This window comes from Pseudoflavonifractor capillosus, assembly GCF_016899775.1.
Classification (GTDB): domain Bacteria; phylum Bacillota; class Clostridia; order Oscillospirales; family Oscillospiraceae; genus Lawsonibacter.
Genome location: NZ_JACJJE010000022.1, coordinates 1 through 21,901, shown reverse-complemented (window position 1 = coordinate 21,901; position 21,901 = coordinate 1). Strand labels below are relative to the sequence as shown.

Annotated in this window: 23 protein-coding genes and 2 pseudogenes; 14 read left to right on the top strand and 11 right to left on the bottom strand. The window is 58.3% G+C overall.

What is annotated here, in order from left to right; all coding sequences use genetic code 11:
- Nucleotides 1-90: 90 nt before the first annotated feature.
- Both H6B31_RS08665 and H6B31_RS08660 read right to left on the bottom strand, forming a co-directional pair.
- Nucleotides 91-1,740 carry an RNA-binding domain-containing protein gene (locus H6B31_RS08665; RefSeq protein WP_346014058.1) on the bottom strand — a complete coding sequence of 550 codons (1,650 nt, stop codon included), beginning with the start codon at nt 1,738-1,740 and terminating at the stop codon, nt 91-93.
- 135 nt (nt 1,741-1,875) lie between these two features.
- Nucleotides 1,876-2,166 (bottom strand): hypothetical protein, encoded by a 291-nt coding sequence (locus H6B31_RS08660; protein ID WP_243418937.1) that lies wholly within the window; start codon nt 2,164-2,166, stop codon nt 1,876-1,878.
- A gap of 164 nt (nt 2,167-2,330) precedes the next feature.
- On the opposite strand from H6B31_RS08660, the gene H6B31_RS08655 reads away from it, so the two are divergent.
- Genes H6B31_RS08655 through H6B31_RS17240 form a run of 3 tightly spaced genes read left to right on the top strand, consistent with a single transcriptional unit; the run spans nt 2,331 to nt 4,422 of the window.
- Nucleotides 2,331-2,477 (top strand): hypothetical protein, encoded by a 147-nt coding sequence (locus H6B31_RS08655; RefSeq protein ID WP_243418935.1) that lies wholly within the window; start codon nt 2,331-2,333, stop codon nt 2,475-2,477.
- Nucleotides 2,465-4,099 carry a MobP3 family relaxase gene (gene mobP3 / locus H6B31_RS08650; protein ID WP_346014057.1) on the top strand — a complete coding sequence of 545 codons (1,635 nt, stop codon included), beginning with the start codon at nt 2,465-2,467 and terminating at the stop codon, nt 4,097-4,099. The genes H6B31_RS08655 and mobP3 overlap by 13 nt, the downstream gene beginning before the upstream one ends.
- On the top strand, nt 4,078-4,422 hold the full coding sequence (locus tag H6B31_RS17240; RefSeq protein WP_243418933.1) for an SEL1-like repeat protein: 345 nt from the start codon (nt 4,078-4,080) through the stop codon (nt 4,420-4,422). Before mobP3 ends, H6B31_RS17240 begins: the two co-directional genes overlap by 22 nt.
- A 42-nt stretch (nt 4,423-4,464) precedes the next feature.
- On the opposite strand, the gene H6B31_RS08645 is transcribed toward H6B31_RS17240, so the two are convergent.
- Together H6B31_RS08645 and H6B31_RS08640 are read right to left on the bottom strand one after the other, a co-directional pair.
- Complete coding sequence (locus H6B31_RS08645) at nt 4,465-5,082, bottom strand: Fic/DOC family protein (protein ID WP_204898151.1); 618 nt, start codon at nt 5,080-5,082, stop codon at nt 4,465-4,467.
- 1 nt (nt 5,083) lies between these two features.
- Nucleotides 5,084-5,251, bottom strand: a complete 168-nt coding sequence (locus H6B31_RS08640) for an antitoxin VbhA family protein (protein ID WP_162612543.1) — start codon at nt 5,249-5,251, stop codon at nt 5,084-5,086.
- A gap of 292 nt (nt 5,252-5,543) precedes the next feature.
- On the opposite strand from H6B31_RS08640, the gene H6B31_RS08635 reads away from it, so the two are divergent.
- The 4 genes and pseudogenes from H6B31_RS08635 (at nt 5,544) to H6B31_RS08620 (ending at nt 8,780) form a co-directional block, all read left to right on the top strand.
- Nucleotides 5,544-5,846, top strand: a complete 303-nt coding sequence (locus H6B31_RS08635; protein ID WP_204898150.1) for a DUF6809 family protein — start codon at nt 5,544-5,546, stop codon at nt 5,844-5,846.
- A 3-nt stretch (nt 5,847-5,849) separates the two neighbouring features.
- Nucleotides 5,850-7,058: pseudogene (locus tag H6B31_RS08630) on the top strand (tyrosine-type recombinase/integrase).
- Nucleotides 7,016-8,440 (top strand): tyrosine-type recombinase/integrase, encoded by a 1,425-nt coding sequence (locus H6B31_RS08625; protein ID WP_204898149.1) that lies wholly within the window; start codon nt 7,016-7,018, stop codon nt 8,438-8,440. The pseudogene H6B31_RS08630 and the gene H6B31_RS08625 overlap by 43 nt, the downstream one beginning before the upstream one ends.
- 88 nt (nt 8,441-8,528) lie before the next feature.
- Entirely contained in the window at nt 8,529-8,780 is a 252-nt protein-coding gene (locus tag H6B31_RS08620) for a hypothetical protein (protein WP_204898148.1), read from the top strand.
- A 700-nt stretch (nt 8,781-9,480) separates the two neighbouring features.
- Here the strand turns inward: H6B31_RS08620 and H6B31_RS08615 are convergent.
- The 5 genes from H6B31_RS08615 to H6B31_RS08595 are packed head-to-tail and all read right to left on the bottom strand — an operon-like array spanning nt 9,481 to nt 14,402.
- Nucleotides 9,481-10,254: an HAD hydrolase family protein gene (locus tag H6B31_RS08615; RefSeq protein WP_204898147.1), complete on the bottom strand. Its 774-nt coding sequence runs from the start codon at nt 10,252-10,254 to the stop codon at nt 9,481-9,483.
- On the bottom strand, nt 10,251-10,910 hold the full coding sequence (gene pgmB / locus H6B31_RS08610) for a beta-phosphoglucomutase (RefSeq protein ID WP_204898146.1): 660 nt from the start codon (nt 10,908-10,910) through the stop codon (nt 10,251-10,253). The genes H6B31_RS08615 and pgmB overlap by 4 nt, the downstream gene beginning before the upstream one ends.
- Nucleotides 10,911-10,930: 20 nt before the next feature.
- Complete coding sequence (locus H6B31_RS08605) at nt 10,931-11,671, bottom strand: response regulator transcription factor (RefSeq protein ID WP_204898145.1); 741 nt, start codon at nt 11,669-11,671, stop codon at nt 10,931-10,933.
- A complete protein-coding gene (locus H6B31_RS17525; protein WP_204898144.1) occupies nt 11,665-13,377 on the bottom strand; it encodes a sensor histidine kinase in 1,713 nt (570 codons plus the stop codon). The genes H6B31_RS08605 and H6B31_RS17525 overlap by 7 nt, the downstream gene beginning before the upstream one ends.
- The gene (locus tag H6B31_RS08595) at nt 13,374-14,402 is read right to left on the bottom strand and encodes an ABC transporter substrate-binding protein (RefSeq protein ID WP_204898143.1); all 1,029 of its coding nucleotides are present in this window, start codon (nt 14,400-14,402) and stop codon (nt 13,374-13,376) included. Before H6B31_RS08595 ends, H6B31_RS17525 begins: the two co-directional genes overlap by 4 nt.
- A 219-nt stretch (nt 14,403-14,621) precedes the next feature.
- On the opposite strand from H6B31_RS08595, the gene H6B31_RS08590 reads away from it, so the two are divergent.
- The 3 genes from H6B31_RS08590 (at nt 14,622) to H6B31_RS08580 (ending at nt 19,585) form a co-directional block, all read left to right on the top strand.
- Nucleotides 14,622-16,004 carry a hypothetical protein gene (locus tag H6B31_RS08590; protein WP_087289466.1) on the top strand — a complete coding sequence of 461 codons (1,383 nt, stop codon included), beginning with the start codon at nt 14,622-14,624 and terminating at the stop codon, nt 16,002-16,004.
- A 107-nt stretch (nt 16,005-16,111) separates the two neighbouring features.
- Nucleotides 16,112-17,938 (top strand): ABC transporter permease, encoded by a 1,827-nt coding sequence (locus tag H6B31_RS08585; protein ID WP_191346113.1) that lies wholly within the window; start codon nt 16,112-16,114, stop codon nt 17,936-17,938.
- Between the two features lie 3 nt (nt 17,939-17,941).
- Nucleotides 17,942-19,585, top strand: a complete 1,644-nt coding sequence (locus tag H6B31_RS08580; RefSeq protein ID WP_204898142.1) for an ABC transporter ATP-binding protein — start codon at nt 17,942-17,944, stop codon at nt 19,583-19,585.
- A 200-nt stretch (nt 19,586-19,785) separates the two neighbouring features.
- Here the strand turns inward: H6B31_RS08580 and H6B31_RS08575 are convergent, their stop codons facing one another.
- Nucleotides 19,786-20,010 carry a tyrosine-type recombinase/integrase gene (locus H6B31_RS08575; protein WP_346014055.1) on the bottom strand — a complete coding sequence of 75 codons (225 nt, stop codon included), beginning with the start codon at nt 20,008-20,010 and terminating at the stop codon, nt 19,786-19,788.
- Between the two features lie 178 nt (nt 20,011-20,188).
- The gene (locus H6B31_RS08570) at nt 20,189-20,383 is read right to left on the bottom strand and encodes a hypothetical protein (protein WP_204898140.1); all 195 of its coding nucleotides are present in this window, start codon (nt 20,381-20,383) and stop codon (nt 20,189-20,191) included.
- A 183-nt stretch (nt 20,384-20,566) separates the two neighbouring features.
- On the opposite strand from H6B31_RS08570, the gene H6B31_RS08565 reads away from it, so the two are divergent.
- From H6B31_RS08565 to H6B31_RS17220, 4 genes and pseudogenes are all read left to right on the top strand, one after another.
- Complete coding sequence (locus tag H6B31_RS08565) at nt 20,567-20,914, top strand: alanine racemase (RefSeq protein ID WP_204898139.1); 348 nt, start codon at nt 20,567-20,569, stop codon at nt 20,912-20,914.
- Between the two features lie 88 nt (nt 20,915-21,002).
- Complete coding sequence (locus H6B31_RS17230; protein WP_243418931.1) at nt 21,003-21,185, top strand: DUF6809 family protein; 183 nt, start codon at nt 21,003-21,005, stop codon at nt 21,183-21,185.
- On the top strand, nt 21,097-21,306 hold the full coding sequence (locus H6B31_RS17800) for a DUF6809 family protein (RefSeq protein ID WP_430691883.1): 210 nt from the start codon (nt 21,097-21,099) through the stop codon (nt 21,304-21,306). Before H6B31_RS17230 ends, H6B31_RS17800 begins: the two co-directional genes overlap by 89 nt.
- A 271-nt stretch (nt 21,307-21,577) precedes the next feature.
- Nucleotides 21,578-21,901, top strand: a pseudogene (locus H6B31_RS17220) (tyrosine-type recombinase/integrase); the annotation flags it as partial.

Sequence of the window (21,901 nt, the reverse complement as noted above, 5' to 3'; positions counted from 1 at the left end):
GTGCGGTTTTCTGCGCCGCGACAGTAATCGGCCTACTTGCTTTTGGCAAGTCACCATGGAACTACTTTTGCGATGGTGTTAACAAAGAGATCATGCCTCCAATGTGTAGTATGCGCCCGCTCCCTTTCCCTGCAAAGTCAACTTTTGATTCTTCACCAGCCGTTGCAGAATGCGAAATGCCTTTGCCGGAGAAACATGCAGTAATGCGATTACATCCGCCCGTTTAATTGACTTCTGTTTCCTGGCGAGCTCCAAAACCAATTCTTCATATCGAAGTTCGTCAATTCCTTTTTGCCGGATATACGCAGCTGTATTTTCTCTCCCGTAGGCTTTCGGGCTTAACATATAGTTTCTGCCACGGCCATTCCCAATCGCTTCTACTAAGCCGGACTCTACAAGCGCTTCCACGACAGCTTTGATACGGCTTTCATCTCGCTTGAGAGCCTCAGCAATCTCACGGAGCGCTGCCTGGTGCATTTGTTTCAAGGTATTCAAAACAAGAAGCGCATAGATTGGAAGCGGGTGGCCCAAGCGCTGCTGCTCCTCTGAGATCATTCGTACAAAAGCTTTATCTGGCAGTCCTCGAGGAATAAAAAGGCGAACGCTGGTGCTGGTGGATTGGGAATAGTCAGGGAGCAGGCGTCCATATAATAGAGAGCCCTCATAAATTCTGTCGATGCCTCTGCCCGTTCGCTCTGCTAATCCAATTCGCTTCAGCGCATCAGCCAGGACTGGATTGCGGCCATGCGGCTCCGCATCCAACAAATTATCCGCATTGATTCCCTCGATAAAGCCGCCAGGATTGCTGATCAGCATTCCCTCACTGTTGATCTCTACTCGTACTCTGCCCAGCATAGAATAGTCACGGTGGCAAAACGCATTTACTAAAGCCTCTCGAAATGCCCGTTTATCAAAGTCTGGGATGGAAACGCGAAACAGTCCCTCTTCCATTTCCGCTTCATGGTTCCATGCAGCAACATACTCTGTAATCTTTTCAAAGGCTGAAAGAATCGGAAGAAAAAACGACTCATTGACTCGAATATCGGTTCCCTCAAGCACCTGAATTGCAGTTTCTGCCGTCGGCATCAGCGTCTTCAGACGCTCCGCCTTTCCAATCAGCAGCAATCCTGTATAGGTAGGCACAAGCTTTTTGTCCACCTGGACGACCATTTGCAGCGCTTTGTCAAGTTCTTCGTTGTCCAATTCCAGGAGAGCCGGTTCCCCCCGATATTTTCGGATGATTTGCCGAAGCCGCTCCCGCTCAACAGGGTCTAAATCCTGATAATCACCATCCGGAACCGGCTGCGCGGAATAGTCAAAAAGGCTCAAATCTGATAGCCGGCCGGCAATTTCATAGGGATACATCGGAACATTCTCTGGAGTTCCATCCGCTTTGAGGCGCCTTCGCTGCATTTTCCCGGAAGACGATGCGGTAATACTGGTACGGCGGGGGACAGAGATTTTTAGAATTGGCTTTTCCAGATCTAAAATTTCGCATCGGACCGGGACCGGTGGGACAGTTTTATTGGCAATAAAAGCGGCCAAACGAGTAATATCCGAATGTTCTTTATGCAATCCCGTGATCTCGCCATCATCCTCTACCCCAAGGTAAAGATCTCCTCCATCGGTATTGGCAAATGCAACCACTGCATCGATGATTTCTTGATCTGCCAACTTCTTTCGATCACTTTTGAACTCATGCGTCATATCTTCCCGAAAACCAATGTTCAATGCAATCACATCCTTTAAACGCACAATAACACACGCGTGTGTTTTTGTCAACAAAGAAAACACACGCGTGTGTTATTCGAGCGTTTTTGCGATGGTGTTAATCGTGATACGATGATATGAACTTGGCAGATAGGCCTGTAATTGTCATTGTTTCAGCGCATCCAGCAGCTCGCTGAATTCATCCATGGCCGACTGGAGGTTTTCCAGGATGTCCTCCGCCAGTTCCTCCGGGGCGGGGAGGTTGTCCAAATCGGCCAGAGCCTTGTCCTTGATCCAGAAAATATCCAGGCTGGTTTTATCCCGATTGAGGATCTCCTCGGCGGTAAACCGCCGCCAGCGGCCATCCGGGTTGTCCTGGCTCCAGGTCTCGTGGCGCTCATAGCGGTTTTCCGGGTGGTAGCACTGGATGAAGTCTTTCAAATCCTCATAGGTCATTGGGTGCTGTTTCAGGGTAAAGTGCAGATTGGTCCGCAGATCGTAGAACCAGACTTCCTTGGTCTGCCGCTCCGGGCTGGCGGGGCGCTTATCAAAGAAGATTACATCGGCTGTCCTCTCTGGCCTTCCGGCAGGCGGTGGAACAGGACATGGTGGCCGGCATCTTGGCGGATACCTATCAGTTCAGCGACGAGGACCTCCGCCGTCGGCGGGCGGAGAGCGTGCAAAATGTGAAGAAAACCAACGGCCGCATCTCCCTGGAACAGCGGGTACGGGGAGCCTGGGAGGAGGACGATGAGTGGCAAGACTGATCCTGAAAAGTCCCTACCTGAAGTGCGATGGAAACCATTCCGTCAGCGGCTACCTGCGGTACATCGGCACAAGGGAGCGCGTGGAACTGATCCCTGATGACCGGCCGCCCACAAGGAAACAAGAGCAGTTGGTCAGAAAACTGACAAAAGATTTCCCAGAGGCCAAAGGACTGGACGAGTATTCTGACTACGAATCCAGGCCCACTAAGGCCAACGCCTCCGTGTTCATCACCAGGGCACTGGAGGAAAACTGGTCAGCGGTGCAGCAGTCAGAGGGCTATATGAAGTACATCGCCACCCGGCCCAGGGCAGAGCGCCTGGGGGATCACGGCCTCTTTGGAGACGAGAACGGTGTGAACTTAGCAAAAGCCATGGACGAGCTGGACCACTACACCGGAAATGTGTGGACACACATCATCTCCCTGAAGCGGGAGGATGCCGCCAGTCTTGGCTACGACAACGCCAAGGCGTGGCGGAATCTGCTCCGGGCAAACCGCAATGACATCGCCGCCGCCATGAACATCCCGCCGAATCACTTCCGCTGGTATGCCGCCTACCACGACGAGGGGGACCATCCCCACGTTCACATGATGGCATGGTCAACGGTTCCGGAAGAAGCCTATCTCACAAAAGAAGGAATCCGGCAGATCAAGTCAAAGCTGATGAATCAAATTTTCCGGCAGGAGATGCTCCACACCTACGAGCAGAAATCTCAGTCGCGGGATGAGTTGGTGCGGGAGGCGCGGCGGACCATCCGAAAACTCACACAAGAGATGGCCCGGAGCATCTGCTCGGTTCCGGAGATCGAGCAGAAGATGGAACAGTTGGCCACACAGCTGGAGACAGTCAAGGGCAAGAAGTCCTACGGCTACCTCCCCAAGCCGGTGAAGAAAACCGTAGACGAAATCGTGGATAAGCTGGAGGAGCTGCCGGTGGTCCGTGAGTGCTACGACCAGTGGTGCGCTCTCCAAAATGAAGTTGACAGCTACTACCACGACAAGCCCAGAGAAAAGAAAAAGCTGTCTCAGGAGAAAGAGTTCCGGCAAATCAAGAACGCTGTCATCCAGGAGGCGGAGCGGATACGGTTGGGGGATATCACCTTCGAGGACGCTGACCTGACCGGCCATGACGAACCGGAGCAAGTGCGAGGCGAGTCCTATACCTGCTGGGAACTGCGGCAGATTATTCAAGACGACACCCTCCCCCTGGCCGACCGGGACGGCGTGGCGGAGGAATTGGAGCGGCTGGCGGAACGAGGAGATACCCACGCCCAGTACCTGATGGGCCTACTCTATCGGGATGGTCCTCTGCTGATTCCGGACCGCCGGAGGACGAAGCACTGGCTCGTTCAAGCGGCCAAGCAAAACCTTCCGGAGGCACAGTATGCTCTGGGGAAACTGCTTCTCTCTGACGATCCCGAAGTCCGAGACCCGGACGAGGGCATCCGCTGGCTGAAAGAAGCGGCGGCCCAGGGAAATTCCTGGGCCGCCTACTGGCTGGGAAAGGAGTATCTGACCGGCGAGGTGCTGACTAAAGATACCGCCAAAGCGGTAGATTGGTTCACACAATCTGCAGAAGCGGACAACCAGTATGCCAGTATATGCTGGGCAAGTTGTACCTGACAGGACAGGGCATGACTCACGACCAGACCCAGGCGATGAACTGGTTCAGCCGCTCCGCCGCCCAGGGAAACCAGTACGCTCAGTTCTTCCTGGAACGCCAGAGTGACCTCCATCCGCCCTCCGTCATGCTGGCGGTCACCCGCCTGCTCTACCACATGAGCCGGATCTTAGAGGATTACTCTCTGCCCCAGTCCGGTGCCAGCCTGCACATCGACCGGAAGCGCCGTCAGCAGCTCCGGGAAAAGAAAGTTGCTCTGGGCCATAAGCCGGACGACCATGAGGAGGAACTAATTCAGACCTGGGGTGGTATGACCATGAAATAATAAAGTACCGAACAGTAACAGGGCTGTTCGATGCTCAAATTCCTATTGAAATATCATATCTAATCCCATGGTTGGCCCTTGGAGCTTTTGCGCAAAAAACTCGATCAATGGATCCATCACTCCTTGCGCTGCGTATATTGTTGCGATCATGAACTCATCCGGGTCGACATCTGACAAATCAAACTCATAGCCTAAGTGACGAATCCACTGGGTGAAAAAGAGCCGCTGGGTTCTTCCGTTTCCCTCCCGGAATGGGTGCAGCATATTGATCGTATTGTAAAAATCCGCAATTGCCTCGATGAATTTCTGATGAGAAAGACCTTCATCGGTAAAGGTAGCTAACCGAGAAAAACACGCATCTGCACACGACGGAATCTCAGCAGCAGGAACAAAAACCGTTCCCTTTTTTGAAACGTTGATCGTACGTATCTGCCCTGCCCAATTGTAGAGATCGCAAAACAAAAAATGATGGATGGATTTGTAATGTGCAAAATCAAATGCACCTGCCATCGGCTGCTGATCCAGCAAACTGGCCTTGCCCAAAACAATAGCCGCTTCGGTCTCCGCCAGTTTCTCCTCATCCTGAATCCCCAGTTTATTGATTAGGCAGGTCGTCCCTGGATAGCAGTCCTCTGTAAGCGCGTCTATGCTGTACGCCATATCAGGCCTTCCCTTCGCCTGAAATCACTTGCGTCAGATATTCCTGCAGCGTGATCTCCCCGGCCAGCAGCTTGCGGCAAAGTTCCTTACAGGCGTCCGTGACAGAAAACCCCTCCATTCTCAGGGAAAGCTCCGCTGTCCGAATGGAGCGTTCAATGGAGTCAGACATGTTTATCCCTCCCGCGAATCAGGTTCTTTGTGCCTGCATTGTAGCATAAGACCATCGCCGTTGCAAGGGGCGCAGGTACGAAGTAACCATGTATCTGCATAAAGACACGTGGGGCTAAAGATGAGAAGAATATCTTTCTTCCGATCTGCCCCAGCTTTGAGATTGCGACGCTGTTAACAATGAATGCGGCGGCAGAGCGCCCAAATGATAACAGTTTGATAATTGTGCGCCGTACCACTGGCTATTTCTGTTTTCTGTGGTATGTTGTGTCGTTAGAAAGGAGGCGGCACACATGCGAGACACCCTGGAGAATCTGTACTTTGGAAAGATCACACCCAATGAGCAAGACATCACACCTGGCTCCGTTCTAGCAGACGCAATGGACCGGGCAGAGCAGTGTGAGGAGAAGCTCACTGCCCAGTTGGAGGGAGAGAAGAAAACTCTGCTGCTCCGGCTCCTCAACGCCGAGAATGAAATCAACAGCACCACGGCTCTGGAGCACTTCATCCTGGGGTTCCGGCTGGGGATGAGAATGGCTATGGAGGCCCTGGATGAGGACGACGGAAGCCTGACGATGTATCGGGAGGAGGGATAGCTTATGGGAAAGAGACGTCCATCCGGCGACGGCATGGTTCGGAAACGGGAGGACGGCCGTTGGGAGGGCCGCATCGTGGTAGGCCACAAGGGCAACGGGGATTCCATCTTCCGATATATCTACGCAGATACCCAGAAAGAACTGACAACTAAGCTCCGGCAAAATATTGATGCGTTCCAAGGTGTGGAGCTCACAGAACAGAGCAAAATGACACTGGCACAGTAGCTCGATGAATGGCTGGAGAAGCACATGACAGGAACGGTCCGCCCCGGCACCCTGGAGGGATACCGGAAGGACATGGACAACCATGTGAAGCCATACCTGGGGGAAAAGCTATTGATAAAACTGACATCTGATGACCTGCGGGAACTGTATCAGCTTCTCCTGGAACGAGGGCGCAAACTCCCCCGCCAGAACTGTGGGCCTGGGCTGGCTCCGGCCACCGTCCGGGGAATCCACACCACCCTCCACCACGCATTGAAAACGGCAGCGGACGAGGGCCTGATCCCCTTCAATCCCGCAGAAAAAGTAACTCCTCCCAGCGTGCCAAACACACCCAAGCGGGTACTTACCCACGACCAGCTGGAAAAATTCCTGTGCGCAATTCGATTCGACCCCATCTGGCACGACTTCTTCTATACCGAGCTGACCACCGGCCTGCGCCGGGGAGAGCTGTGCGGCCTAAAATGGGAGGATTTTGACAGCGACGTTGGGACCTTAAAGGTGCGCCGCACCATCCACGCCCGAAAGGGTGGAACTCTGGAGGCAGGAGAGACCAAGACCTATGCGGGACAGCGGACAATTCTGCTTCCTTACAGCACCACCCAACTTCTGAAGGAACGGAAGACAGCAGCTCTGACTCAGTGGATCTTTTCAGATCCCCTCCGCCCGGAGCGGCCAGTAAATCCCAACAGCGCATACCGCAGGCTCAAAGAACTGCTGAACCAGGCTGAACTGCCCAGCCTTCGGTTCCATGATCTAAGGCACACCTTCGCTACCCACGCCCTGGACTCCGGGGTGGATGCCAAGACCCTCTCCCGCATTCTGGGCCACACCAAGGCCAGCTTTACCCTGGACACCTACACCCATGTCACCGGGGATATGCACCGAAACGCCGCTGAGATCGTGGGAAATGTGGTAACGGAATGGTTAGGAGATGAGCTGACCTTATGGCAAAACGAAGGAAACGGGGCGACGGCAGCCTCCACCTGAGAAAAGACGGCCGCTGGGAAGGCCGGGTCGTGGTGGGCTACGATGAAAAAGGGCGCCCCAAAACGAAAAATGTACTGGCAAAAACCAAATCGGAGTGCAGTGCAAAGCTGAAAGCATTGAAGGCCAGCCTCCAGGAACAAAAGCCGGAGAAGCCCAAAGGGGACATGACCTTCGGTACCTGGCTGGATCACTGGTATCAGAGGGAGTGCAAACCCCAAATTCGTCCCAAGACCCAGGCGGACTATGAAAACCGCATCTACCAGCACATCATCCCAGAGCTGGGTTCCATCCCTCTGGCCAAACTGACCGCGGCGGACCTCCAGCAGTTCTATAACCGGCTGAAGGAGGGAGGCCGGCTCCTGCGGGTGGAGCAGTACGGTCCGGGGCTGTCCGACCGCATGGTAAAGAGCTGTCATGTGACCTGCCGGGTGGCGCTGGATCAGGCGGTGGCCCAGGGGTTGATTTTGAAAAATCCCGCCCTCTCCTGCAAAGCGCCGGTCACACGCCCCAAAGAGATGCAGGTGCTGACGGGAGAGGAGATCCAACGCCTGCTAATCCAGGCCAAGGAGGACGGCTGCTTTGAACTCCTTCTGCTGGAACTATCCACCGGCCTGCGCCGGGGCGAGATCCTGGCCCTCCAGTGGGACGATCTGGATTTCCGGACTGGGGTGCTGCGAGTAGAGCGACAAGTCCAGCGTATCCGGGGAAAACTGGTGGTCTCCCAACCCAAGACCCGGGCCTCCAGCCGGAGCATTCTCCTGCCCACACCTGTCTTGAAGATATTGGAACAATACCGGCAGAGCGTCACCTCCCGGTGGATGTTCCCATCCCCCAGAAAAGGGGACTCCCCGCGGGACCCCACCGCGGTGCGGAAGAAGCTGTCCGCCGTGCTGAAGCGGGCGGGCTGCCCCGCCGCCCGCTTCCACGATCTGCGGCACACCTTTGCCACCAGCGCCCTGGAGCATGGGATGGATGTAAAAACTCTATCCACGGTCATCGGCCATGTGTCCAGTACCACCACGCTGAACGTGTACGCCCATATCACCGACGAAATGCGGCAGAAGGCGGCGGACAAGATCGACCGGGCCATCACCGGGACAGAGACGTCGCACGAGGAAACACCGAAACCGTCCGGCAGAACTTCCTTCCAGCCAGTCAAGGGCAAATACCGTAAGCCGGGCACCGGGTGTATCTCCCAAATCAATGACCACCTGTGGGAGGGTCGCTACTCCCCCAAGGTCAACGGCAAGCGCATGTCCCAGAACGTGTATGCGAAAACAGAGGCCGAGTGCGAGATGAAGCTGGCCGAGTTGATCCGGGAGATGAAGGCGGAGATCGCCGCCGGGAAAGAACGGGAAAAACGGACGGCACTGGCAGGTTGACCAAGGCAATCCAGCATAATACACAAATGGGCCTCCGGAGGCAACGCATCTCCGGAGGCCCATGTTTTCTCTGTCTGTGGTTGAAACTGTGGTCATGCGGAAAGCGCATGGCCACTTGATTTGGAAAAGCAAGCAAAAAGTTGTGAAAAACCGCTGTCTTCTTTCGAAAATAGCGGTTTTTCTGGCAGAGCACTACAATCTAGATATTTCAAATTTTCGATTAGCCATCTTGACATCTCGCCCAACGGCCCATCTGGGCCGCGCCGCTTTTGCGGCGTTCGAGCGTTTTGCCGCAGGCAAATCCTCGGCGGAGGGGCAGCTTTGCCGCCCTGAGCATTAAAATACCGAAGGGTGTAGCCGCCTTTGGGCGGCGAAACCCAAAACGAAAGGATATCCTCTCGGATGTCCTTTCGTTTTGGTGGACGATACAGGGCTCGGACCTGTGACCTCTCCCGCACATTAAAGGGAGCTTGGAGTTTTTTTCAGCTATTTTTCAGCACTTTATGGCCTGATCTGCTCCAATCTGTTTGCTTTCTGTCACTCTTTATGCGCAAGGTTTCCGCCTGCTCCGCCGCTCTCTGTGGCAGGTTATGTTGTCACACCGTTGGGAGAGTTGACTTCCACGATTTGACCGTTTGCACAAATGTGGTGAGATTACGGTTTTCTTAGCCGTAGCGGTACTTAGTCAGCTCGTTTTTTCGCAAGTTACCGTGAAAACGCTTTTGCGATGGTGTTCACAATAATATGGCAACAGAAAAAGAACTTCGCGTCTGTAAGATTTTCAGTCAGCCGTTCTCTTATTCGCAGCGTTCGCCTTAGGTAGCTACAAGACTTTTCAGCGATCTTCCAAGAGGCTGCTGTCACAGAAACATCCGTATGATTCTAATCTTTGTACTCCTGAACCATTTCCTCCCGGCCAAAGCACATAAACAAAATCAACAAATTGGGGAGCTGTTATCGTGATATTTGATAGGCTTCATGTCACTGGCTGCCATCAAAGGAAACCAGGGGCCTCGATCCTTTCCAGGAAATGACAAGGCTCAGAACGGCAAGCTGGCCAGGATATGCTCCGCCCGGGAGCAGCGATTAGAAAACCGGCTGAGCAGTTCCGCTAGCGCACCTTCCATCAGAATGGGGTGCCCCACCGCCTCCAGCATGGGCAAATCGTTGTAGTTGTCCCCGAAGGCCATCACATCCGACTGCGGGACGTCCAGGGCGGCGCACAGCTGCCGGATGCCCGTCCCCTTGTCTGCCAGGGTAAAATCCAGCCGGGCCTGCCCCGCGACGGCCACTCGGAACTGCGTCCGCCACCTTGGGGCCAGCAGAGGCTCCACCGCCGCCGCGCCGTCCCGGCAATAGGCGGAGACCTTGACGATGGCCTCAGGCGTCTCCTCGGGGGCAGACAAGAGGGCGACATTGTTGCCCACAAAGTCCCGCATCAGGGAAACGACGTCGCTTTGCTTGGGACACAGATAGCTGGTATTGGCACCAGAGATCAGCACCTCGCACCGGGGCAGCGCCAGGATGTCCCGGCACAGGGCGAGGGCCTGCTCCCGCGCCATCTCCGTTTTGCTTAGGATCGGGCCGGGATCACCCGGGCCAAAGACCACCGCGCCGTTTTCACAGAGGCAACTCAACTGGCCGGCCACCGGAGCGAACAGGCGGCGCAGGCCGCTGTACTGCCGGCCGCTGGCGGGACAGAAATACACCCCAAGCCGGGACAGGCGGCGGATCTGGGTGAAGACGGCGGGGGCAATGGCGGTGCTCCCGTCCAGCAGGGTTCCGTCAATGTCACAGGCGACCAGGCGGGTCACAGACCTTCCTCCTTCCCGGGACCGGGAAACAAGTCTAAAAGCTGGCCAAACCGCTCCAGGTCGTAATCCCCAGCCCGGTGTGCCGCCGAATCCCCGATGGCGACGGTGACCATTCCGGCGGCCCGGCCCGCCTGGATGCCGGCCACCGCGTCGTCCACGGCGGCGCAGCGCTCCGGGGGGAGACCCAGCATCTGGGCGGCGGTCAGGAAGATTTCTGGGTCGGGCTTGGAGCGGGTGATGTGGTTCCCGTCCGCCGCCGCGTCCAGATAGGTCCTCAGGCCGGTGCGGGCCAAAATCAGCCCGGCGTTTTTGCTGCCCGAGGCTAGGGCCAGGCGGCAGCCCCGCCGACGCAGCTCCTCCAGGGTGGGGGGCACGTCCTCCGGCACGTCGGCGGGGGAGAGGGCCTCTAGCATGGCTCGGTAGGCTTCATTTTTCTCCTGGGCAAAGCGCTCCTTCTCCTCCTGGGAGTAGGCGCGGCCGGCGTGCTCCAGCACGATCTCCAGGCTTTGCATCCGGGAGACTCCCCGGCAGCGGTCCCCCTGTTCCCGGCTGAAGGGGACACCCAGCCGGTCGGCCAGCCCCTTCCAGGCCAGATAGTGCAGCTCGTCGGTGTGGATCAGCACGCCGTCCAAATCAAAACAAATTCCCTGTATCATGGCGTATGTACTCCTTTTGTTCACGGACAGGTGTCCTGGTATTCGGAGGGGGAGATCCCCACCACTTTTTTGAAGGTGGCGGAGAAGTAGGTCACATCCTTATAGCCCACCAGCTCGGCCACCTCGTAGACCTTCCGGCGGCAGTCCCGCAGCAGCTCCATGGACTTATGGATGCGGTACCGGGTCAGGTAGTTCAGGAGGGTGTAGTCAGTCTCCTTCTTGAACATGTGGCTCAGGTGCCCCTCGCTGATGCCCAGGTTCTGGGCGATGCTCCCCACGGTGATGCCCGGGTCGTTGTAGTGGGCACCGATGTAGTCCATGGCCTCCAGGACGTACTTGCTCTTGTCCCCCTTTTTCAGGCCGGGAATGCCGTGGACCGGCTCGCTGGTCTGCATGCGGCTCTGGAGATTCCGCACCGCCTGTTCCAGCTCCCCGTCGTGGAAGGGCTTCAGGAGGAAGTCCACCGCCCCCAGCCGCAGGGCGCTCTGGGCGTAAGTGAAGCTGTCATAGGCGGTGAGGATGATGACGTACACCGGGTTGCCCGCCTCCCGCAGGCGGCGGAGCATCTCAATGCCGTCCATCCGGGGCATCTTCAGATCGGTGATGATGAGGGAGGGGGAGAGGCGCTCCACGGCGTCCAGGGCCTCCTCGCCGTTGGAGGCCTCCCCCACCACGACGCAGTCCAGGGCGGCCCAGTCCACCGCCAGGACAATGCCCTTGCGGATGAGCTCCTCGTCCTCCACAACCAGAACCTTCAGCATGACGATGCATCCTCCTTATAGCGCAGGGGCAGGGTGGCGGTGACCATGGTGCCCGTGCCGTCCGGCCGGTTTTCCAGGCAGAGCCCGAACTGCTCCCCGTAGTGTTTGCGCAGAATTGTGTCCACATTGTATAGGCCCAGATGGCCCCGGGTCTCCTCCTGGTCCCGGCAGGCGTAGGGGCCCTCCAGCTCCGGGGGCAGGCCCACGCCGTTGTCCAAGACGGTGAGCCGTAGCACCGCCCCCTCCCGCCGGGCCCGCACCTCAACGGCACCGTCCGGCTGGCCGGACAGCCCGTGGAGCAGGGCGTTCTCCACGATAGGCTGGAGCATCATCTTGGGGACCAGGGCCTCCTCCAGTTCCGGCGGGATGTCCAGCACAAAGGCGAAGGAGCCGGACAGGCGGATGCGCTGGATCTCCACATAGCGCGCCACAATCTCCGTCTCCCGGCGGAGGGGGACAAACTCCTCCGGCGAGATGCAGAAGCGCAGGATATCTGCCAAATTGGTGGACATGTCCGCCACCTGGGGCACATGGTGGATCTTGCTGATCCACTTCATGGTGTCCAGGGTGTTGCAGAGGAAGTGGGGGTTGAGCTGGGCCTGAAGCATGCGGATCTGAGCCTCGTTCCGCTCCCGCTGGTTCTCCAGCAGCTGCTCTTGGTTGCGCTTCAGGGCCACCAGCATGTCGTTGAAGCGGTCGGCCAGCTGACCCAGCTCGTCGTTGTGCTCGTGGGGGACGTACACGTCCAGATTGTTGTGGGCCACTTCGCGGATGGCCTTGTGGAGGCGCTGGATGGGCTGAAACAGCTGGCGGCTCAGGGCCAGGCTCAGCACCACCGCCAGGGCCAGACAGACCAGGGCGCTGGACAGGCTGATGGTGTACAGGATGTTCATGGTCCCCCGGTCAAAGACCTGGGGCTGGCGGAGAATCACGTACAGGCCGGTGGCCTCGTCCTGGACCACGGGATAGGAGAATTCCTCCCCCGCGCCGCTGAGGGGCTCCCCGTCCAGCAGCCGCCGGCGCAGGTCGTCCGCCAGGGAATCGGCCAGGGCGGGCTGGGAGCAGTAGACCGCCCGCCAGTAGGGACTCAACAGCAGCAGGTCGCAGCTGTCCCCCACCGCCCCGTCCAGCAGCCGGTGCAGGTCAGACTGGTAGAAGCTGACCAGCAGAAATCCCAGGGCCGCGCCGTCCGGGCCGGCCAGGGGGGCGGCCCCCACCAGCACCGGCGAGTTGGAGGTCCCGGGGTCCTCGGGGGCCACAAAGGTCAGGGCCGCCCGTTCCCGGGCCTGGTACAGCACCCCCCACTGGGGGGACAGGCTCCGTCCGGCGGCGCTGCGGGTGGAGCAGTACCAGTTCCCCTGGCTGTCGTACAGATCCAGGCGGGCCAGGGTCTGGGCGGACTGGACGTCCTCCAGGAACAGGCGGTAGACCTCTCCCTGGGAGGGGCTGCCCTGGAGGAGGGCCTGGGAGAGCACCCCGTCCCGCTCCAGGGCGGCCGCGGCGGAGGAAAAGGACCAGCAGGCCTGGTCCAGGGTCTGGCCCACGCTGTCCAGATAGCCGTCCGCCTCCCCCTGGGCCCGGTCCTCCATCCGCAGGCGGAAGATCTGCAGCAGCAGGGCGGAGCACAGCAGCAGGGGGATCAGGGAGGCGGCCAGCAAGGCGGCGAACAGCCGGTTGCGGAAGGAGGCGGACAGCAGTCGTCTCATGGCTCCTCCTCCCCGCCCTGGTAGAAGGCCCAGGACATTAAGATGGCGTCGTGGTTTTCACTGGCCCAGGCCAGGTCGTAATCCACCAGAACCACCTCGGAGAGGCCGGGCAGGGCGGGATTGGTCCCCACATCCTCCCGCACCGGGCGGCGGTACTGGTCGGAGAGCAGCTGCTGCACCTCCTGGCTGACGGTAAAATCCAAAAACCGCTTGGCGTTGTCTGGGTGGACGGCGCCCCGGATGAGGGCGCTGCCGTCGGGTACCGAGCTGGTCCCGTCCCGGGGGTAGACCACCGCGATGCTGTCCCCCGCCTGCACCCGTTTCCAGGCGCTCTCCTCCAGCGTGACCCCCACCCAGCAGCTGCCGCTGGACACGGCGGCGAGGATGTCCCCCGAGCTGTCCAGCTCCCGGCCCTCCAACTGGCGGGCAAACTGCCGCAGAGTCTCGTCCCGGTCCCCACCCACCGCTTGGAGCAGAGTGACCAGGCCGGTGAAGCAGGAGCCGGACACACCGGGGTCGGTGAAAGCGATCTTGCCCTGAAATTCCGGCTGGAGCAGGTCCGCCCAGTCGGCTACCTCTCCGGGGGAGAGGAGCTTGGTGTTGTAGATGAGCACCACCGGCAGGGCGGAGAAGGGGGTCCACAGCCCGTCCTCGGAGCGATAGCGCTCCGCGATGGCCTCCTGCTGGACGCACACATAGGGCTCGAAGCAGTCTCCATAGACCTCCAGACTGTCCACACCGCCCCCGAACATCACGTCGGCGGCGGGAGCCTCTGCCTCCTGGGCGATGCGGCTGAGCAGCTCGTTGGTGCCGCCGGTGACCACATCCACCCAGATTCCCGTGCGCTCCTCGAATTCCCGGACGATGGGCCACCACACCTCCTCCTTGTGGGAGGTATAGACCACCAGGCGGTCCCGCTCCTCCGGCGCGAAGGGGGATGGGCCTGAGTCCCCGCCCCCCGCTCCGCAGCCGGAGAGCAGCACCCCCGCAGCCAGCCCCAGCGCCAGCCCGCGTATCTTTTTCATATATTCCACTCCTCCGCCGGCAGCTCCTCTTCCGTTTTGCCCAATTATAGCACATTTTCTTTTCTCTTTTCATTGTGTTTGACGAAAAAAGCAGAGAACAACAAAAAAGCGCAGATTTGTCCCCTACTCTTTTGCCGGAAAGCCAGATACAATAAATTTACCAGCGGACCTCCTGTCCGCAGACTCTATTTTATGCAGAATACCGAAGGAGGAACCATTATGAAACGCGCACTTGCACTGCTGCTCTCCGCGTCCCTTACCCTCTCTCTGGCCGCCTGCGGCGGCGGAGGCGGTGGAACCTCTCAGGCGGGAGGCAGCTCCGGCCCCGCTTCTTCTGGCGGCACCGGAGAATTGACCGCCACACAGCAGATCATCCAGGAAGCCCAGGGCATGACTCTGGAGGAGCTGGCCCAAAAGGCCATTGAGGAGTCCAACGGCCAGAAGTTCTACGGCGTGGGCAACTCCAGCCGGGGCGCCACCGCCCTCCCCCTGTTCGTGGAGTACCTGCAGTCCATTGATCCCAGCTACACCCTGGAGTTTGAATGGCAGCAGCCCAAGAACAACAAAATCTTCGATCAGCTGACCTCCGATTCTCTGAAGGACACCGGCACCTTTGCCATGACCCTCATCCAGGACGGCAACCAGATCGAATCCAAGATGGTCCAGACCGGTATTCTGGACACCTTCATCCCCAAGGACTGGGCGGACGCCAACGGCACCACAGCGGAGGAGTACAACGGCTATCTGCCTCTGCAGACCTTGAACAAGGTGTTTATGTACAACAACACCGGTTCCAAAACCTTTGACAACTGCTGGGACTTTGTGGGAGAGGACGCCCACGGTCTGTTTATGGACATCGACTCCGAGCTGGTGGGCAAAAACTTCCTGTACATGCTCACGGAGGACACCTACGCCGGCTGGCTGAAGGACGCCTTTGAGGCCCTGTCCGCCGATGAGCAGGCTTACTTCCAGCCCACCATTGATGAGATGGCCTCCGAAGCCGAGAGCCTGGGCCTGGGTGAGAACGGCAAGTACGCCCTGGCTTGGATCAAGCTGTGGGTGGGCAGCTATAACGCCCAGACCGACGACGGACCTATCTGCAACACTCTGGTAGACCAGTCTGCCACCGACCAGTTCGGCCTGCTGGTGTACTCCAAGCTGCGCTCGGTGGAGGAGTCCGCCACCGTCTCCAAGAACAACATTACTGTGGCTGCCTATAACGACGGCTACACCGGCATCGGCGGCTTCGGCTACTGCCACTATCTGTTCGTCACCGACAACAGCCCCCTGCCCTGGACCGCCTGCGCCTTCATCGCCTACATGACCTGCACCGCCGACGGCTTCTCCGCCTGGGGCAAGGACATCGGCGGCTACTCCTCCAACCCCCTGGTGGCCGAGGAAAATGAGGAGATCTATCACCATCAGACCGGCGGCATGGCTGAGGATGGCACCACCGTGGAGTTCGCGGCCCTCAACGACCACGGCTATGACTGGTGGACCACCGACGGCCAGCTGGTGCTGGAAGATCCGGAGTACTGCGCCTCCGTGGCCTTCACAGTGGGCAGCTGGATTGAGATGCTGGACCGCTACACGGCCGGCTGAGTTGCCGCGCACGCTGCATTCTCGGCGCCCTTGGAGCCCCCGGTGTCCAAGGGCGCCCCTCCATTTCAGCCCCTCTGCCCTGACCTCTGGCAGAAAGGAGAGATTTTATGGCTTCAACCCCCCTCCAGGTAAGCACATCTGTTGTGCGGCGCAATAAGATCAAGACCTTTTTCTCCAAGCCCTACAACGTGATCCTGGTTCTGATGGGCCTTGTCCTTACGGTCACCACAGTGGCCCCCATTGTGGCTATCGTGGAGGATACCTTCAAAATCCACCCGGGCACCATCGATGCCCACCTCACCGGACAGGTTTCCGGCTATACCCTGGTGAACTACATCGACTTGTTTACCAGCAGCTTGGCCCGGACCAACCTGTGGGAGCCCCTGTGGAACACCGTCCTGCTGGCGGTGGGCACCTGTGTGGTGTCCATTCTGTTCGGCGGTCTGTTCGCCTTCCTGATCACCCGGACCAATCTGGCCTGGCGGAAGTATTTGAGCTCCATTTTCATTTTCCCCTACATCATGCCCCAGTGGACCCTGGCCGTGGTGTGGCAGCACATGTTCAATTCCAATGCTGTGACGGGAACTTCCAACGGTCTTCTGGCTGCCACGCTCGGCATTGAGATGCCCGCCTGGTGGTGCCTGGGGCTGTTCCCCAGCGTGGTGGTGCTGGGTCTCCACTACGCCCCCTTCGCCTATATCCTGATCGGCGGCATTTTCCGGAATATGGACGCGAATCTGGAGGAGGCAGCCACCATCCTGGACACTCCAAAGTGGAAGATTATGTTCCGGGTGACCCTCCCCATGGTGAAGCCCGCCATTTTGTCCACCATTCTGCTGGTGTTCGGCAGCTCCATGGGCAGCTACCCGGTGCCCCATTATTTGAATCTGACCACCCTGGCCACAAAATACGTGTCCATGAACTCCAAATACACCGGCGAGGCCAGCATCCTGGCCATCATCATGATGATCTTCGGCGTGGCCATCATGCTGCTCAACCAGCTGAGCCTCCAGAGCCGAAAAAACTACACCACCGTCACCGGAAAATCCGGGCAGATCTCCAAGATCAACCTGGGCCGGGTGGGCAAATATGTCATTGCCCTGGTGCTGGTCGTGGTGACCTTTTTCACCAGCATCTTCCCCATCGTCTCCTTCGCCTTTGAGACCTTTCTCCCCAACCCCGGCGACTACTCCTTCCTGTACACCGGGGACACAGACAACCTGACCACCAAATGGTGGGTCACCGACGAGAACATCACCGAGAACGGCATGTACGGCCAGAAGGGCATCCTCCACAACGACACCATCTGGCGCGCCTTCAAAGGGACCATCTGGGTGTCCGTGTGCTGTTCCCTGCTGGCGGGCACCATCGGCACCATGATCGGCTACGCCGTGTCCAAAAACCGACGAAGCAAGCTGGCCAACTATGTAAACTCAGTGGCTTTTCTGCCCTACCTGATGCCCTCCATTGCCGTGGGCGTGGCCTTTTTTATCCTGTTCTCCAACCAATACATCAATCTGTTCAACACCTACACCCTGCTGATCATTGTGGGCACCATCAAGTACATCCCCTTTGCCAGCCGAAGCTCTCTGAATTCCATGCTCCAGCTGTCCGGGGAGATCGAGGAGTCTGCCATGATCCTGAACATCCCCTGGGTCAAGCGCATGACCCGCATCATCATTCCCATTCAGAAGTCCTCCATTATCAGCGGCTATCTGCTCCCCTTTATGACCTGCCTGCGGGAGCTGTCCCTGTTCATGCTGCTTTGCACTCAGGGTTTTATCCTGGCCACCACCCTGGACTACTTCGACGAGATGGGTCTGTACGCCTTCTCCAGCGGCATCAACCTGATTTTGATTGTCACCATCCTGGTGTGCAACACCCTGGTGAACAAGATCACCGGGGCCAGCCTGGACAAGGGAATAGGAGGTTAAACTATGCCAGAGATTCGATTAGAACATGTGACCAAGCGGTGGGGAAAATTTTACGCGGTGGACGACCTGAGCATGGTCATCCAGGACAACGCCTTTGTCACCCTGCTGGGTCCCTCCGGCTGCGGCAAGACCACTACCCTGCGGATGATCGCCGGACTGGAGACTCCAACCAGCGGCCGCATTACCATCGGCGACAAGGTTGTTTTTGACAGCGCCCTGGGGATTAACATTCCAGCCAGCAAGCGAAAAGTGGGCTTTTTGTTTCAGAACTATGCCCTCTGGCCCAACATGACGGTCTATGACAACATCGCCTTTGGTCTGAGCAATCTCAAGGAGCCCATGCCCAAGGTGGACTTTGAGGCAAAGAATGCCGCCCGCCTGGCGGAAATTTTGAAAAAGCCCGACGACGTGGTGAAGGTCCTGGAGGAGTGCCGGGACAAAAACGGCAAGCTGGATGAGAAGAAGGCCCATCTGAAGCTCATTGACGCCTTCACCATCTCCCTGTTTACCGCAAAAAAACTCTTTGCCTACCATGTGGAGAGCGGCAAGGATCTGTCCGGCGAAATTACCGCCCTTCAGGCCAAAGCGGAGGGGGCCCGAAAGAGCGCCCAGGCCGGCGGCGGGGAGCTGAACGAGAACTTTGAGCTGGTGAAAAACGGCCAGGTGGTCACCGAGGTCCGGAAGATGACCAAGGAGGAGATCGACCTGACGGTGCGCCGGGTATCCCGCATCGTAAAGATTGGCATGTTTATGGACCGCTACCCCGCAGAACTGTCCGGCGGCCAGCAGCAGCGGGTGGCCATTGCCCGCACCCTAGCCCCCGAGCCCTCGGTGCTCTTTATGGACGAACCCTTAAGCAACCTGGACGCCAAGCTGCGCCTGGAGATGCGCTATGAGCTGCAGCGCCTCCACCTGGAGACCGGTTCCACCTTCGTCTACGTCACCCACGACCAGATGGAGGCCATGACCCTGGCCACCCAGATCTGCCTCATTGACAACGGGGTGCTCCAACAGTACGACGCCCCCCTCACCATATACCACCAGCCCAGCAACTTGTTTGTGGCCGACTTTGTTGGCAACCCCTCCATCAACTTCGTGGAGGCCAGTGGGGAGCAGCAGGAGGACGGGTCTGTGGCCCTCACCCTCTTCCGGAACCGCCGGGCCAGATTCCGCCCGGCCCGGCCGCTGGACCTGAAGAGCTGGTTCCAGGCGCGGGACCGGGAGGCCCAGGAGCGGGCGGAGCTTCGCCGGAAGCAGGCCGCCGACAAAAACTACGTGGAGAAGGGCAACAAGGACGAGGTGTTCCGCTACCACATCGCCAAGGTGGTGGAGGAGGACGACTCTCTTCAGGAGGAGCCCGTGCTCACCAATCAGGACCTGGTGCTGGGGGTGCGGCCGGAGTTTTTGGACATCGAGGACTCCGGCAGCCTGGACGGGGAGATCTACGGCGCCATGCCTACCGGCATGGAGTCCACCATCAAGGTGCGGGTGGATGACTTCCTCCTCACCGGCGTGGTGTTCGGGAGCACCCTGTTTTCCCTGGGGGCCAAGGTGCGCCTGAACATCTCCAGCGACAATATCATGCTCTTTGACCGGCAGAGCGGCCGGTGCATCACCCAGGGCAGCCTGGAATTCCTCCAAGTGTGAGGACCGGATGGGAACCACTCAGATAAAGCCTGACCCTCCGGGCGAATGGCACAGTCCGCCTATTCTCTTCGAAACAGGATGAAATCATGAGGAAAGACCTATATCACAAATTTCGAGTTTTAGGATATTCTATGTACACTTTGTTTCTGCAATTGTATTGACAAAGAATACCCGGCGGGGCACTGCCCCGCCGGTATATTTTATAGCTCTGTCAGTTTCCTGGCGGCCTCCTGCATTTGCCGCAAATCAGTCTTGATGTAGAAATTGAGAGTCGTACTTGTGTTGACGTGGCCTAAAATCTGTTGAACACTCTGAATATCGGCCCCGTTGCCTAAAAGCAGGGTGGCGCAGCTGTGCCGCAGGTCGTGGGGAGAGAGGTCGGGCAGATCACGGGTTTTCATAAACTGCTTGACACGGCGGGTCACAGCGTTGGGGTCCCTGGCCTTGAAAATACCCCGCCTCGCCGGAAAAAATGAAGCTGTCTGCGAGGACAGCGCCGGGATTTTCCCGTTTTCGCCGGGCCTTTAACATCAGGCGCATAACAAGGTACTTTACATAATGGAAATGACCAGGACGCATGCAGCGGTCTTGGGTGTCCCCATTTTAGGCCGGTACACTCCCCAGCACGAAGCGGACGAAGTCTGTTTTTGTGCGGTCAACCTCCTGGTCCTTAGTGCGCTCCGGGTCGTATAGGTTTTTCTCGTACGCCGCTCTGGCCTCCTCCCAGTCCGCTGCCGCACGCTGAACCGCTTTTCCCGGACGTACCTTAGAGAGGTTTTCGGGAACTTTCCAGGTCATGGTACGGCAAATCTGTCTGCCGTTTTCGCCTCTGCCTATTCCCCTGCGGGGCTTCACGGTCAAGCGGGTCATTGCCCCCCCAGGACGTCACCACTCCCGAGGACGAGACACGCATCCGGACATGCGTCCAGGAGGTAGATCAGCTCTGGGCTGATATGCAGGCGTAAGCGGGAAGGATCAGCCATGAACCACTGGCCTGCCTACATAGAAGTGGATCTGAACCAGGTCCGGCATAACGTGAAGGAGATCCGCCGCCGCATCGTGCCGGAGGTCACCCTGATGCTGGTGGTCAAAGTGGACGCCTATGGCCACGGGGCCCCCGCCGTGGCCCGGGCGGTCCTGGAGGCCGGGGCAGAGCAGCTGGGTGTGGCCTGTGTGGACGAGGCCGCCGCCCTGCGGGTGGCTGGGATCACCTGCCCCATCCTGATCGTGGGGCTGGCCTTTCCCAAGGCTAGTGTTGAAATTAAGCCCCCCGCGTCCGAAAATGCGATGCTGTTAACAATAAATATGGCAGCAGATCAGGCCGCCTAAATGATAACAGTTGGATAATTGTGCGCCGTACTACTGGCTATTTCTGTTTTCTGTGGTATGTTGTGTCGTTAGAAAGGAGGCGACACACATGCGAGACACTCCGGAAAATCTGTACCTTGGAAAGATCACCCCCAACGAACAAGACGTCACACCTGGCTCGGTTCTGGCAGACGCTATGGACCGTGCGGAACAGTGCGAGGAGAAGCTCACCGCCCGGCTGGAGGGGGGAGGAGAAAACCCTGCTGCTCCGGCTCCTCAATGCGGAAAATGAAATCAGCAGCACCATGGCTCTGGAGAACTTCATCCTGGGTTTCCGGCTGGGGATGAGAACCGCTATGGAGTCCCTGGACGAGGACGACGGTAGCCTGACGATGTATCGGGAGGAGAGATGAGCTCATGGGAAAGAGGCGTCCATCCGATGACGGCATGGTGCGGAAACGGGAAGACGGCCGCTGGGAGGGCCGAATCGTAGTAGGTCACGATGAAAAAGGGCTCCCCAAAACAAAAAACGTACTGGCAAAGACCAAATCAGAGTGCAGCGCAAAGCTGAATGCATTGAAGGCCAGCCTTCAGGGGCCTAGTGAACCTAAACAGAGAAAGCCGAACGCAGACATGACCTTTGGGGCCTGGCTGGACCGCTGGTATTAGAGGGAGTGCAAGCCGCACATTCGTCCCAAGACCCAGGCGGACTATGAAAACCGCATCTACCAGCACATCATCCCGGAGCTGGGGGCCATCCCCCTGGCCAGATTGACCGCGGCGGACCTTCAGCAGTTCTATAACCGGCTGAAGGAGGGAGGCCGGCTCCTGCGGGTGGAGCAGTACGGTCCGGGGCTGTCCGACCGCATGGTAAAGAGCTGTCATGTGACCTGCCGGGTGGCGCTGGATCAGGCGGTGGCCCAGGGACTGATTTTGAAAAATCCCGCCCTCTCCTGCAAAGCGCCGGTCACACGCCCCAAAGAGATGCAGGTGCTGACGGGAGAGGAG

What these genes read in the sequence shown, in the direction of transcription:
- H6B31_RS08660 (WP_243418937.1), bottom strand. Translation starts at nt 2,166, where the DNA reads ATGACCTATGAGGATTTGAAAGACTTCATCCAGTGCTACCACCCGGAA.
- H6B31_RS17240 (WP_243418933.1), top strand. Translation starts at nt 4,078, where the DNA reads ATGCTGGGCAAGTTGTACCTGACAGGACAGGGCATGACTCACGACCAG.
- H6B31_RS08645 (WP_204898151.1), bottom strand. Translation starts at nt 5,082, where the DNA reads ATGGCGTACAGCATAGACGCGCTTACAGAGGACTGCTATCCAGGGACG.
- H6B31_RS08640 (WP_162612543.1), bottom strand. Translation starts at nt 5,251, where the DNA reads ATGTCTGACTCCATTGAACGCTCCATTCGGACAGCGGAGCTTTCCCTG.
- H6B31_RS08635 (WP_204898150.1), top strand. Translation starts at nt 5,544, where the DNA reads ATGCGAGACACCCTGGAGAATCTGTACTTTGGAAAGATCACACCCAAT.
- H6B31_RS08625 (WP_204898149.1), top strand. Translation starts at nt 7,016, where the DNA reads ATGGCAAAACGAAGGAAACGGGGCGACGGCAGCCTCCACCTGAGAAAA.
- pgmB (WP_204898146.1), bottom strand. Translation starts at nt 10,910, where the DNA reads ATGATACAGGGAATTTGTTTTGATTTGGACGGCGTGCTGATCCACACC.
- H6B31_RS08605 (WP_204898145.1), bottom strand. Translation starts at nt 11,671, where the DNA reads ATGCTGAAGGTTCTGGTTGTGGAGGACGAGGAGCTCATCCGCAAGGGC.
- H6B31_RS17525 (WP_204898144.1), bottom strand. Translation starts at nt 13,377, where the DNA reads ATGAGACGACTGCTGTCCGCCTCCTTCCGCAACCGGCTGTTCGCCGCC.
- H6B31_RS08595 (WP_204898143.1), bottom strand. Translation starts at nt 14,402, where the DNA reads ATGAAAAAGATACGCGGGCTGGCGCTGGGGCTGGCTGCGGGGGTGCTG.
- H6B31_RS08590 (WP_087289466.1), top strand. Translation starts at nt 14,622, where the DNA reads ATGAAACGCGCACTTGCACTGCTGCTCTCCGCGTCCCTTACCCTCTCT.
- H6B31_RS08585 (WP_191346113.1), top strand. Translation starts at nt 16,112, where the DNA reads ATGGCTTCAACCCCCCTCCAGGTAAGCACATCTGTTGTGCGGCGCAAT.
- H6B31_RS08580 (WP_204898142.1), top strand. Translation starts at nt 17,942, where the DNA reads ATGCCAGAGATTCGATTAGAACATGTGACCAAGCGGTGGGGAAAATTT.
- H6B31_RS08570 (WP_204898140.1), bottom strand. Translation starts at nt 20,383, where the DNA reads ATGACCTGGAAAGTTCCCGAAAACCTCTCTAAGGTACGTCCGGGAAAA.
- H6B31_RS08565 (WP_204898139.1), top strand. Translation starts at nt 20,567, where the DNA reads ATGAACCACTGGCCTGCCTACATAGAAGTGGATCTGAACCAGGTCCGG.
- H6B31_RS17230 (WP_243418931.1), top strand. Translation starts at nt 21,003, where the DNA reads ATGCGAGACACTCCGGAAAATCTGTACCTTGGAAAGATCACCCCCAAC.